Here is a 13,277-nt window from a genome sequence, read left to right as displayed (position 1 = left end):
TGCGGGGGGCCCGACGGATGGTGGCAGAACCGGACCGTCCGCAGGGCCGGTTCCGGTGACGGTCCGGGGAACGTTCGGGAGACCGCGGGGGTCAGCGCCCGGTGAAGGTCGCCTTGCCGGGCCCGCTCTCGAGGAAGGAGCGCATCCCGGTCTTCTGGTCCTCGGTGTCGAACAGCTCCGCGAACAGCCGGCTCTCCAGGGCCAGGCCCTGCTCGATCGGCCCGTCGAGGCCCTCGTCGATCGCCTGCTTGGCCGCGGCCAGCGCCAGCGGCGGCCCGGCGGCGAGCTTGCGCGCCATGGCGACGGCGGTGTCGTACACCTCGGCGTCCGGGACGACGGCGTCGGCCAGGCCCATCTCCAGCGCCTCCTCCGCGCCGACGTGCCGGCCGGTGAAGACGAGGTCCTTGGCCCTGGCCGGGCCGACCAGGCGGGCCAGCCGCTGGGTGCCGCCGGCGCCGGGGATGACGCCGAGCAGGATCTCGGGCTGGCCGACCTTCGCGCCGGCGCCCATGACCCGGAAGTCGGCGCACAGCGCGAGCTCGTAGCCGCCGCCCAGGGCGTAGCCGGTGATCGCGGCGATGACCGGCTTGGGGATGCGGGCGACGGTGGTGAAGCTGTGGGTGAGCTCGCGGCCCCAGGCGACCATCGAGGAGCCGGTCAGCTGCGACATCGCCTTGATGTCGGCGCCGGCGGCGAACACCCGCTCCCCGCCGTAGAGCACGACGGCGCGCACGTCGGCGCGCTCGGTCGCCTCGATCGCCGCGGCCCGCACCTCGGTGTACAGCTGCTCGTCGATCGCGTTCATCTTGGGCCGGTCGAGGCGGATCGTGCCCACCCCGTCCTCCACCGACAGGGTCACGAACTCGGGCGCTGCCATGCACGGCCTCCAGCGAGGGGACGACGTCGTCGCCTGGACCCTAACCAGAGGGCCGCGGGTCACCCCCGTCGACGGGCGGTGTAGCGGCCGTCGGAGCGCTCGAGCGCCAGCGGCAGGCCGAACGTCTCCGACAGCAGCTCGGCGGTGATCACCTGCTCCAGCGGGCCGGAGGCGACCACCGCGCCCTGGCGCAGCAGCAGCGCGTGCGTGTACCCGGGCGGGATCTCCTCGACGTGGTGGGTGACCAGCACCTGCGCCGGGGCGTAGAGGTAGGTGGCGAGGTCCGACAGCCGGCCCACCAGGTCCTCGCGGCCGCCGAGGTCCAGGCCCGCGCCGGGCTCGTCGAGCAGCAGCAGCTCCGGGTCGGGCATCAGCGCGCGGGCGATCTGCACCCGCTTGCGCTCCCCCTCGCTGAGGGTGCCGAAGGGCCGGTGCGCGATCCGCTGCACGCCCCACTGCTGCATGAGCGTCGCGGCGCGGGTGAGGTCGTGGATGTCGTAGCGCTCCCGCGCGCGGCCGACGATCGCGTACCCGGCGGACAGGACGACGTCGCCGGTGCGCTCCCCCGCCTCGATCCGCTGCGCCAGCGCCGCGCTGGTCAGGCCGATCCGCGGGCGCAGCTCGAAGACGTCGACCGCGCCCATCGTCTCGCCCAGCAGCCGCACCTCACCCCGCGTCGGGTGCATGTGCGCCCCCGCCAGCTGCAGCAGCGTCGTCTTGCCCGCGCCGTTCGGGCCCAGCACCACCCACCGCTGCTCGGGCCGGACGAGCCAGTCCACCCCCCGCAGCAGGTGCGACTGCCCGCGGACGACGTCCACGCCGCGCATCTCGACGACCGGTTCTGCTCCGCCGACGGCGGCACTGCTGGACACGACCCCATCCAACCAACCCGCCCGCCTGCACCCGGGGAGGTGGCGGTCTTGGCACGATCGCCCGGTGACCACCAGCGAGGACGTCGAGGTCTGGCCGGGCTCCCCCGCTCCCCTGGGCGCGCACTGGGACGGCACCGGCACGAACTTCGCGCTGTGGTCGGCCGGCGCCACCGCCGTCGACCTGTGCCTGTTCGACGACGGCGGCTTCGAGCACCGGCACCGGCTGCAGGAGACCACCCACCAGGTCTGGCACGGGCGGCTGCCCGGCGTCGGCCCCGGCCAGCGCTACGGCTACCGGGTGCACGGGCCCTGGGACCCCGGCGCCGGCCACCGGTGGAACCCGGCCAAGCTGCTGCTGGACCCCTACGCCCGCGCCGTCGACGGCGACCTGACGCTGCACCCGGCGCTGTTCGCCTACCGCGCCGACGGCCCCGACACCGGCCCGGCCGACCCGCGGGACTCCGCGCCGTACGTGCCGCGCGGCGTCGTCGTCCACGACTCCTTCCCCTGGGACGGCGACCGGCGGCCGGCCACCTCGTGGTCGGACACCGTCGTCTACGAGGTGCACGTCAAGGGCGCGACCATGCGCCACCCGGGCGTGCCGCCGGCGCTGCGCGGCACCTACGCGGGCCTGGCGCACCCGGCGTTCGTCGAGCACCTGGTGGGCCTGGGCGTCACCACCGTCGAGCTGCTGCCGGTGCACCACTTCGTCAGCGAGCCGCACCTGCTGCGCCGCGGGCTGACCAACTACTGGGGCTACAACACCCTCGGCTACTTCGCCCCGCACGCCGCCTACAGCTCGGCCGGGTCCAGCGGGGCGCAGGTCACCGAGTTCAAGGCGATGGTCAAGGCGCTGCACGCGGCCGGCATCGAGGTGGTCCTCGACGTCGTCTACAACCACACCGCCGAGGGCGACCACACCGGGCCGTCGCTGTCGCTCAAGGGCATCGACAACGGGGGCTACTACCGGCTCAACGGCGAGAACCGGGCCCGCTACACCGACTACACCGGCTGCGGGAACACCCTCGACGTCCGCCGGCCGCAGGTGCTCGCGATGCTCATGGACTCCCTGCGGTACTGGGTCACCGAGATGCACGTCGACGGCTTCCGGTTCGACCTCGCCGCCGCGCTGGCCCGGTCCTTCCACGACGTCGACCGGCTCTCGGCGTTCTTCGACGTCGTCCACCAGGACCCCGTCGTCAGCCAGGTGAAGCTCATCGCCGAGCCGTGGGACATCGGCGAGGGCGGCTACCAGGTGGGCAACTTCCCGCCGCTGTGGACCGAGTGGAACGGCCGCTACCGCGACACGGTGCGCGACGTGTGGGCCGGCTCCCACGTCGGCGTGCGCGACCTGGCCTACCGGCTGACCGGCTCCTCGGACCTCTACCGCTCCGACGGCCGCCGCCCGTTCGCCAGCGTCAACTTCGTCACCGCCCACGACGGGTTCACCCTCACCGACCTGGTCACCTACGAGCGCAAGCGCAACGAGGCCAACGGCGAGGACAACCGGGACGGCGAGAGCCACAACCGCAACTGGAACTGCGGCGTGGAGGGGCCCACCGACGACCCGGGGGTGCAGGCGCTGCGCGCCCGCCAGGTGCGCAACCTGCTGACGACGCTGCTGCTGTCGACCGGCGTCCCGATGCTCACCGCCGGCGACGAGCTCGGCCGCACCCAGGGCGGCAACAACAACGCCTACTGCCAGGACAACGCGGTGTCCTGGATCGACTGGGACGCCGCCGACGGGGACCTGCTCGCCTTCGTCCGCCGGCTGCTGCGGGTGCGCCGCGACTCGCCGGTGCTGCGCCAGGAGGCGTTCTTCGAGGGCCACGAGATCCCGGGCACCGGCGGCACCCGCGACGTGGCCTGGTTCGCCCCCGGCGGCGGGCAGCTGACCACCGCGGACTGGTTCGACACGGGCCTGCAGACGGTCGGCATGTACCTCGACGGCCGCGGCATCCGGCACCGCGACGAGCGCGGCCGCCCGGTGGTCGACGACTCCTACCTCGTCCAGCTGCACGCCGGGCCGGAGCCGGCGACGGTGCAGCTGCCGGGGGCGCCGTGGTCCGACGGCTACGAGCTCGTGCTGAGCACCGAGTACCCGACCGGGACGCCGCCGCGGCCGGCCGTCGTCGCGCCCGGGGCGATCGAGGTGCCGCCGCGCACCGTCTGGCTGCTGCGCGTCCTGCGCCGTCCGCAGGATCAGGCGAGCTGATCGTGCGGCGTCCTGGCTCACCGTCGACGCCGAGCCAGGACGCGTTCCGGTGGGCCAGGACGCGTTCCGGTGGGCCAGGACGGCCCCGCAGACGGCGAGAGCCCCGGTCCCTGAGGGGCCGGGGCTCTCGCCGTGTCGTTCAGTCCTGGGGCTGCTCGTAGGTGATGACCGTCCAGCCGAGCAGGAGGCGGTCGCCGTCGGAGAGCGGGTGGGCGACGCCCGGCTCGAGCTGGGTCCACTCGGTGGCCTCGGGACCCGCGACGTGGGTGCCGTTGAGCGAGCCGAGGTCGGTGAGGGTGACCTCGCGGCCGGAGCGCTGGATGGCCGCGTGCGCCGAGGACAGCACGTTCTGCGTGTCGGCGATCGGCACCGGCCGGGCGTTGCCCGCGGTCACCAGCTCGTGGCTGTCGGGGCGGCGGCCGAGGACGAGGTCCTCGTCGACGGTGACGACCAGGCCGTCGTCGAAGCGCAGCACCGGCGCGGCGGCGGCGTCGGGCTTCCAGAACGCCGTCTCCTCCCCGCCGTCGTCGACGCGGGTGGACCCCTGCCCCGACGCCGAGGACCCGACCGAGGCACCGAAGGACGGCGCGGCGGCGAAGCCCGCGTCCGAGCCCGCGCTGAACGACGACGCCGGCGTGTGGGTGGCCGGCGGGACGGCGGCCGGGGCGGAGGAGGCCGCCGCGAGCTGCAGCAGCGCGCCGGCGCCGGGGACCGCGCCCTCGACGAGGTCGTAGGCGACGCCCGGCGGCATCTGCGGGGTGGCCTGGCCCGGGCCGACGTAGAGCGTGGCGCCGAGCGGGAACCCGGCGGCCAGGCTGCACCCGTCGGCCGGCTGGCCGGAGACCGGGACGCCGTCGACGGCCGGCTGGCCCTTGCCGGACCACAGCGCGACGCCGGTACCCGTGCCACCGCTGGTGTCGACGAGGACGAGCGCGAAGGAGGCCGAGCCGCCCCCGAGCGCGGGCACCTGAGCGGCGACCGCCGCGAGGACGCGGTCGGCGCCGGGGCCGGACACGCCCAGGCAGGCGTGCAGGGCGGCGACCAGGGCCGGCGAGCCCGGTGCGTCGACCCAGAGCAGTCCCCCGCCGCGACGGGCCACGAGGGCGTCTCCGGGCAGGACTTCACAGCGGTCGGGCATGCGCGCCAGCCTAGTGACCGCGCGCCGCCGTGCGTGGTCCGGCCGCACCGCCACGCCGCCCGTGGGGACGCTGCGACCGGCGTGACGGATGAGCCTCCGGCTACGCCGAACGCACCAGGCCCAGCTCCGCCGGGTCGGCCAGGTGCTCGGAGTGCGGCAGCACGCGCACCGTGTACCCGAACGCGCCGGTGCGCTCGAGCGGCAGCGTCGCGGTGAACCAGTGCCGCGAGCCCTCGGTGTGCTCGTGCCGCATCGGCACCGTCGTCACCTCGTGCAGGCCGTCGGCGTCGTCGACCCGCCCGTAGGCCGCCTGCACCTCGACGTCGGCGGGGGTGAGGTGCGGCAGCTCCACCTCCGCGCGCAGCGCCAGCGTCGAGCCGATCTCCGGGGTGTCGCCGGCGCCGGTGGCCTCGACGTGCGCGACCCGCACGCCCGTCCAGTTCTCCAGCAGGTGCGCCCGCCACTGCGCCTCGGCCCGCGCCGGCGCGTACCCGCTGTCGGCCATGGTCCGCGACGAGCCCGCCGCCGGCACGTACAGCCGCTCGACGTAGTCGCGCACCATCCGGGTGGCGAGCACCTTCGGGCCGGTCTCGCGCAGCGTGTGCCGCACCATCTCGACCCAGCGGGTGGGGATGCCGTCCCGGTCGGTCTCGTAGAACCGCGGCAGCACCTGGGTGGACAGCAGGTCGTAGATGGCCCGCGCCTCGACGTCGTCGCGCCGCTCGTGGTCGGTGACGCCGTCGGCGGTCGGGATCGCCCAGCCGTTCTGGCCGTCGAACCACTCGTCCCACCAGCCGTCGCGGATGGAGAGGTTGAGCCCGCCGTTGAGCGCGGCCTTCATGCCCGAGGTGCCGCAGGCCTCCAGCGGCCGCAGCGGGTTGTTCAGCCAGACGTCGCAGCCCCAGTAGAGGTAGCGGGCCATGCCGATGTCGTAGCCGGGCAGGAACGCGATGCGGTGCCGGATGGCGGGGTCGTCGGCGAACTTCACCATCTGCTGGATCAGCTGCTTGCCGCCGTCGTCGGCCGGGTGGCTCTTGCCGGCGATGACCAGCTGGACCGGCCGCTGCTCGTCGAGCAGCAGGGCCCGGAGCCGGTCGGGGTCGCGCAGCATGAGCGTCAGCCGCTTGTAGGAGGGCACCCGGCGGGCGAAGCCGATGGTGAGGACGTCGGGGTCGAAGGCGGTGTCGGTCCAGCGCACCTCGGCCTCGGCCGCGCCGCGGGTGCGCGCCGTCTCGCGCAGCCGGCGGCGCACCTCCTCGACCAGCCGGCCGCGCAGCATCCGGCGGGTGTTCCACAGCTCCAGCGCCGGGATCCGGTCGACGCCGTCGAAGGACGCCGGCCCGGTGCCCTCGAACGGGTCGCCGTCGCTGGAGGTCTGGGTGCCCAGCTCCACCAGCTCCCGGGCGGTCCAGGTGGGCGCGTGCACGCCGTTGGTGATCGAGGTGATCGGCACGTCGGCCTCGTCGAAGCCGGGCCACAGCGGGTTGAACATCGACCGGCTGACGTGCCCGTGCAGCCGGCTGACCCCGTTGGCCCGCTGCCCCAGCCGCAGGCCCATGTGCGCCATGTTGAACTTCGTCGGGTCGTCCTCGGCGCCGAGCGGGATGAGGTGCTCGAGCGGGACGCCGAACCCGGCGAAGTACCGCTCGATCAGCGCCCGCGGGAACCGGTCGATGCCGGCGGGCACCGGCGTGTGCGTGGTGAACACCGTGCCGGCGCGGACGGCCTGCAGCGCCTCGGCGAAGGACAGCCCGTGCGACTCGGTGAGCTCGCGGATCCGCTCGACGCCCTGGAAGCCGGCGTGGCCCTCGTTGGCGTGGAACACCTCGGGCTGCGGGGTGCCGGTGAGCTGGCAGTAGGCGCGCAGCGCCCGGACGCCGCCGATGCCGAGCAGCATCTCCTGGCGCAGCCGGTGGTCCTCGTCGCCGCCGTAGAGCCGGTCGGTGACCCCGCGCTCGGCCGGGGCGTTCTCCTCGATGTCGCTGTCGAGCAGCAGCAGCGACACCCGGCCCACCTGCGCCCGCCACACGTGCGCGTGCAGGGTGCGCCCCTCGGGCAACGGCACGGTGATGACGACGGCGGACCCGTCGGGCTGGCGCAGCAGCTTGACCGGCAGGCCGTGCGGGTCCAGCGACGGGTAGTGCTCGAGCTGCCAGCCGTCGGCCGACAGGCCCTGCTCGAAGTAGCCGGCCCGGTACAGCAGGCCGACGCCGATCAGCGGGACGCCGAGGTCGGAGGCGGCCTTGAGGTGGTCGCCGGCGAGGATGCCCAGGCCGCCGGAGTACTGCGGCAGCACCTCGGTGATGCCGAACTCGGCGGAGAAGTAGGCGATGCTGCGCGGCGCCTCGGGGCCCAGCGACTGGTACCAGTGCTCCGAGGACAGGTAGTCGTCGAGGTCGTCGACGACGTCCTGGAGGCGGCGGAGGAACCGGCGGTCGGTCGACAGCGTGGCCAGCCGCTCGGCCGACACCTCGCCCAGGACCTTCACCGGGTCGTTGTTGCAGGTCCGCCACAACTCCGGGTCCAGCGCCTCGAACAGGTCGCGGGTCTCCGGGTGCCACGACCAGCGGAGGTTCATGACCAGCTGGGACAGCGGCATGAGGGCCTCGGGCAGGGCCGCCCGGACGGTGAACCGACGCAGAGCTCGCACGCGGGGAGCGTAGCCAGCACGGCGCGTCCGGACAGGTCGGGCGCACCACACGGCCGGGGACCGGGCACCCGGCCGGGGACGTCTCGGCGGCCGAGGTGTGACCGGTGCCGGAGGTGGATAGCGTGGCCGGGATGACTCGCCGCGCTGACCTCCGCCTCGGCATCACCGATGTCGCCCCCGTCGTGTCCTGCGGGTCGTTCTCGGCCCGCGCCGTGGTCGGCGAGCACCTGCCGGTCACCGCCACCGTCTTCCGGGAGGGCCACGACGCCGTCGCGGCCGACGTCGTCTGGACCGCTCCGGACGGCACCCGGGGACCCCTCAACCGCATGCGCCGCTTCGGCGCGGAGCCCGACCGGTGGATCACCACCGTGGTGCCCGACCGGGAGGGACGCTGGACGTTCCGGGTCGAGGCGTGGAGCGACCCGCTGGCCACCTGGCACCACGCCGTCGAGGTGAAGATCGAGGCCGGCCAGGGCCCCGGGGAGCTGGCCAACGACCTCGAGGAGGGCGCCCGGCTGCTCGAGCGGGTCGCCGAGGGTGCCGACGACGAGTGGCGCGGCCGCCTCGGCGACGCCGTCGCGGCCCTGCGCGACACCTCGCGCACGCTGCCCGACCGGGTCGCGCCGGCGCTGGCCGCCAGGGTGCAGCGCTACCTCGACGAGCACCCGGTCCGCGAGCTGGTCACCCCCACGCCGGAGTACGAGGTGTGGGTCGACCGGCCGCGCGCGCTCTACGGCTCCTGGTACGAGTTCTTCCCCCGCTCCGAGGGCCCCGTCGTCGGCGGCGTCCCCGCGCACGGCACGTTCCAGACCGCCGGCGACCGGCTGCCGGCGGTCGCCGAGATGGGCTTCGACGTCGTCTACCTGCCGCCGATCCACCCGATCGGCAAGGTCAACCGCAAGGGCCCGAACACGCCGCAGTTCCCCGGCGGCAACCCGCACGAGGTCGGCCCCGACGACGTCGGCTCGCCGTGGGCGATCGGCAGCGACGAGGGCGGCCACGACGCCGTCCACCCGCAGCTGGGCACGCTGGAGGACTTCCGCGCCTTCGTCACCCGCACCCGCGGCCTGGGCATGGAGGTGGCGCTGGACCTGGCGCTGCAGGCCGCGCCGGACCACCCGTGGGTCAAGGAGCACCCGGAGTGGTTCACCACCAAGCCCGACGGGACCATCGCCTACGCGGAGAACCCGCCGAAGAAGTACCAGGACATCTACCCGGTCAACTTCGACAACGACCCCGAGGGCATCTACGCCGAGGTGCTGCGGGTGGTGCGGGTCTGGATGGACGCCGGCGTGCGGATCTTCCGGGTCGACAACCCGCACACCAAGCCGCTGGACTTCTGGCACTGGCTGATCTGGAAGGTCAAGGAGACCGACCCGGACGTGCTCTTCCTCGCCGAGGCGTTCACGCGGCCGGCGATGATGCACCAGCTGGCGCGGATCGGGTTCACCCAGTCCTACACGTACTTCACGTGGCGGACCGCGCGCGGCGAGATCGAGGACTACGGCCGCGAGCTCGCCACCAACGCGCACTACATGCGGCCGAACTTCTTCGTGAACACCCCGGACATCCTGCACGCGAGTTTGCAGTACGGCGGCCCGCCGATGTTCAAGATCCGCGCGGTGCTCGCGTCGATGATGAGCCCGACCTGGGGCGTCTACTCCGGGTTCGAGCTCTACGAGCACGTGGCGGTGCGGCCGGGCAGCGAGGAGTACCTCGACAGCGAGAAGTACCGGCTGCGCCCGCGCGACTGGGCCGGCGCCGAGGCGGCCGGCCGCAGCCTGGCGCCCTACCTGCGCAGGCTCAACGAGGTCCGCCGCGCGCACCCGGCGCTGCAGCAGCTGCGGACGCTGCGGTTCCACCCGGTCGACAACCCGAACCTCATCTGCTTCTCCAAGACCGACCCGGGGTCGCAGGACGCCGTCCTCGTGGTCTGCGCCCTCGACAGCCAGAACCGGCAGATCGGGACGACGGCGCTGGACATGCCGACCCTCGGGCTGGACTGGCACGAGCGGTTCGGCGTCACCGACGAGATCACCGGCGCCCGGTACGACTGGGGTCAGTTCAACTACGTGGAACTGGACCCCTACTGGGAGCCGGCGCACGTGTTCTCGGTCCACCTGCCCCGGCCGGTGACCTGGCCGCCGCCGGTCAGCTGATCCCCTCCCCACCCACGACGACCAGCGAGGGCTCCCCGCACCGATGACGCTCCCCGTGCCCGCTCCCGACAGCGGCGCATCCGGCCTGCCCGCACGCGGCACCGACCCGCTGTGGTTCAAGCGCGCCGTGTTCTACGAGGTCCTGGTCCGCGGCTTCGCCGACAGCAACGCCGACGGCGTGGGCGACCTCCGCGGCATGATGGACAAGCTCGACTACCTGCAGTGGCTCGGCGTCGACTGCCTCTGGCTGCCGCCGTTCTTCGCCTCGCCGCTGCGGGACGGCGGCTACGACGTCAGCGACTACACCGCCGTGCTGCCGGAGTTCGGCGACATCGACGACTTCCGCGAGCTGCTGCACGCCGCCCACGCCCGCGGCATCCGCGTGATCATCGACTTCGTCATGAACCACACCTCGGACCAGCACCCCTGGTTCCAGGCCAGCCGCAGCGACCCCGAGGGCCCCTACGGCGACTTCTACGTGTGGGCCGACGACGACACCGGCTACGCCGACGCGCGGATCATCTTCGTCGACACCGAGTCGTCCAACTGGACGTTCGACCCGGTGCGCAAGCAGTACTTCTGGCACCGCTTCTTCTCGCACCAGCCGGACCTCAACTTCGAGAACCCGAAGGTGCAGGAGGCGATCATCGACGCCCTGCGCTTCTGGCTGGACCTGGGCATCGACGGCTTCCGGCTGGACGCCGTCCCCTACCTGTTCGAGGAGGAGGGGACGAACGGGGAGAACCTCCCCCGCACCCACGAGTTCCTCAAGCACGTGCGCAAGGTGGTCGACGCCGACTACCCCGACCGCGTGCTGCTGTGCGAGGCCAACCAGTGGCCGGCCGACGTCGTCGAGTACTTCGGCGAGGACGGCGACGAGTGCCAGATGGCCTTCCACTTCCCGGTGATGCCGCGCCTGTTCATGGCCGCCCGCCGGGAGCAGCGGTTCCCGATCTCGGAGATCATGGCCCAGACGCCGCCGATCCCCGACAACTGCCAGTGGGGCATCTTCCTGCGCAACCACGACGAGCTGACCCTCGAGATGGTCACCGACGAGGAGCGCGACTACATGTGGGCGGAGTACGCCAAGGACCCCCGCATGAAGGCCAACATCGGCATCCGCCGCCGGCTGGCGCCGCTGCTGGAGAACGACACCAACACCCTCGAGCTGTTCAACGCGCTGCTGCTCTCGCTGCCCGGCTCGCCGGTCCTGTACTACGGCGACGAGATCGGCATGGGCGACAACATCTGGCTCGGCGACCGCGACGGCGTCCGCACGCCGATGCAGTGGACGCCCGACCGCAACGGCGGCTTCTCCACCGCCGACCCGCAGCGGATGTACCTGCCGCTGAACCAGGACCCGGTCTACGGCTACCAGACCACCAACGTCGAGGCGCAGCTGCGCAACACCAACTCGATGCTGCAGTGGATCCGCCGGATGATCGCCGTCCGCAAGGAGCACCCGACCTTCGGCCTGGGCAGCTACGAGGAGGTCGGCTCGCGCAACCCCACGGTGCTGTCGTTCGTCCGCGAGTTCGGCGACGACGTGGTGCTGTGCGTCAACAACCTGTCCCGCTTCCCGCAGCCGGTGGAGCTGGACCTGCGCCGGTTCGAGGGCTACACGCCCATCGAGCTCACCGGCCGGGTCGAGTTCCCGCAGATCGGCGTGCTGCCGTACATGCTCACCCTGGCCGGGCACGGCTTCTACTGGTTCGAGCTGGCCAAGCCGGTGGAGCCGGTCGAGGAGCCGGCCGCCGAGCCGGAGGGCGCCACCAGCCCGGTCGCCGACTCGCTGCTGGCCGCCGGCCTGGTCAGCGAGGCCGAGGAGATCCCCGGCGACAGCGACACCCGGACCGGCGACGACGTCCCGCCCAGCAGCGGAGGACCCCGATGAGCGGAGCAGCCGAATGAGCAAGGCCCTGGCCGACGTCCTGCGCGAGTGGATGCCGCACCAGCGCTGGTTCGGTGGCAAGGGCCGGGAGTGGGCCGACGTCACCGAGGAGGGCTTCTTCCTCTCGCGGTCCGAGCCGGTCCTGTCGGTGCACCGCGTGCGGGTGACCTACGCCGACGGCGCCGTCGAGACCTACCTGGTGCCGCTGTCGTGGCGGGCGCACCCGGAGGAGGAGCTGTCCTCGGCGCTCGTGGGCGCCGTCCCGGCCAAGGGCGCGGACGGCACCGACCGGGAGAACTACGCCTACGACGCGCTGCGCGACCGCGACGCCACCCCGCCGTGGCTGACGCACCTGGTCGCCGCCTCGACGGTGGGGCCGATGCACTTCCACCCCGCCGGGGTCGCGCCGATCCCCGAGGGCGTGCCGGGTGACGTCGTCTCGACCGAGCAGAGCAACACCTCGCTGGTCTACGGCCAGGACGCCATCTTCAAGCTGTTCCGCCGGCTCGAGCCCGGGCTCAACCCCGACGTCGAGATCGGCCAGGCGCTGCGCAAGACGGAGAACCCGCACATCGCGCCGCTGCTCGGGTACATCGAGATCGACGACCCGGACGGCGGCGAGCCCGCGACCGCCGCGATGCTGCAGACCTTCGTCCGCGGCGCCAGCGACGGGTGGCGGCTGGCCACCGCCAGCGTCCGCGACCTCTACGCCGAGGGCGACCTGCACGCCGACGAGGTCGGGGGCGACTTCGCCGCCGACAGCGAGCGGCTGGGCGCGGCGACCGCCTCGGTGCACGGCGACCTCGCCCGCGTCCTGGACACCGAGCCGGCCGACCGCGAGTGGTTCGCCGCCACCGCGCGGGCGATGACCGGCCGGCTGGAGGCGGCGCTGGCCGTCGTCCCGCAGCTGGAGGAGCACCTGGAGGGCCTGCGCGCGGTGTACGCCGCGGTGGCCGACAGCCCGGAGGAGGTGGTGCGCCAGCGGGTTCACGGCGACTTCCACCTGGGCCAGGTGCTGCGGACGGCGACCGGCTGGGTGGTGCTCGACTTCGAGGGCGAGCCGGCCCGGCCCCTGGCCGAGCGGCGGCAGCTGGACAGCCCGCTGCGCGACGTCGCGGGGATGCTGCGCAGCTTCGACTACGCCGCCCGGCACATGCTCGTGGAGCAGCCCGACGACCCGCAGCGCGCCTACCGGGCGCAGGAGTGGGCCGAGCGCAACCGCGGCGCGTTCTGCGCCGGCTACTCGGCGGCCAGTGGGATCGACCCGTGCGGGGACTCCCCCCTCCTGCGGGCCTTCGAGGCGGACAAGGCGGTCTACGAGTGCGTCTACGAGGCGCGCAACCGGCCGAACTGGCTGATGATCCCGCTGCACTCGCTGTCCCGGCTCACCGCCGCGAGAACCTGACCCCCACACAGACGACGCAGCACCAGACGACGCAGCACCAGACGACGCAGCAGACGACGAAGAGGACGGC

8 protein-coding genes are annotated in these 13,277 nt (G+C 73.3%); 4 read left to right on the top strand and 4 right to left on the bottom strand.

What is annotated here, in order from left to right; all coding sequences use genetic code 11:
- Positions 1 to 91: 91 nt before the first annotated feature.
- On the bottom strand, positions 92 to 877 hold the full coding sequence (locus ACI8AR_RS08580) for an enoyl-CoA hydratase/isomerase family protein (RefSeq protein ID WP_457050643.1): 786 nt from the start codon (positions 875 to 877) through the stop codon (positions 92 to 94).
- Positions 878 to 936: 59 nt separating this feature from the next.
- Entirely contained in the window at positions 937 to 1,749 is an 813-nt protein-coding gene (locus tag ACI8AR_RS08575; protein WP_457050642.1) for an ABC transporter ATP-binding protein, read from the bottom strand.
- Positions 1,750 to 1,813: 64 nt separating this feature from the next.
- On the opposite strand from ACI8AR_RS08575, the gene glgX reads away from it, so the two are divergent.
- A complete protein-coding gene (glgX, locus tag ACI8AR_RS08570; RefSeq protein WP_457050641.1) occupies positions 1,814 to 3,964 on the top strand; it encodes a glycogen debranching protein GlgX in 2,151 nt (716 codons plus the stop codon).
- Positions 3,965 to 4,103: 139 nt separating this feature from the next.
- On the opposite strand, the gene ACI8AR_RS08565 is transcribed toward glgX, so the two are convergent.
- Complete coding sequence (locus ACI8AR_RS08565; RefSeq protein WP_456935918.1) at positions 4,104 to 5,102, bottom strand: FHA domain-containing protein; 999 nt, start codon at positions 5,100 to 5,102, stop codon at positions 4,104 to 4,106.
- A 100-nt stretch (positions 5,103 to 5,202) separates the two neighbouring features.
- Complete coding sequence (glgP, locus tag ACI8AR_RS08560; RefSeq protein WP_457050640.1) at positions 5,203 to 7,752, bottom strand: alpha-glucan family phosphorylase; 2,550 nt, start codon at positions 7,750 to 7,752, stop codon at positions 5,203 to 5,205.
- Between the two features lie 131 nt (positions 7,753 to 7,883).
- Here glgP and ACI8AR_RS08555 point away from each other — a divergent pair, with 131 nt between their 5' ends.
- From ACI8AR_RS08555 to ACI8AR_RS08545, 3 genes are read left to right on the top strand one after another with little or no spacing between them, the layout of a single operon-like run.
- Positions 7,884 to 9,911: an alpha-1,4-glucan--maltose-1-phosphate maltosyltransferase gene (locus ACI8AR_RS08555; protein ID WP_457050639.1), complete on the top strand. Its 2,028-nt coding sequence runs from the start codon at positions 7,884 to 7,886 to the stop codon at positions 9,909 to 9,911.
- Positions 9,912 to 9,966: 55 nt separating this feature from the next.
- The gene (gene treS, locus ACI8AR_RS08550) at positions 9,967 to 11,805 is read left to right on the top strand and encodes a maltose alpha-D-glucosyltransferase (protein WP_457050638.1); all 1,839 of its coding nucleotides are present in this window, start codon (positions 9,967 to 9,969) and stop codon (positions 11,803 to 11,805) included.
- 13 nt (positions 11,806 to 11,818) lie between these two features.
- Entirely contained in the window at positions 11,819 to 13,207 is a 1,389-nt protein-coding gene (locus tag ACI8AR_RS08545; protein ID WP_457050637.1) for a maltokinase N-terminal cap-like domain-containing protein, read from the top strand.
- Positions 13,208 to 13,277: the final 70 nt, after the last annotated feature.

It is taken from the genome of Geodermatophilus sp. SYSU D01036, from assembly GCF_054050435.1.
This window is presented reverse-complemented; position numbering and strand designations above follow the sequence as displayed.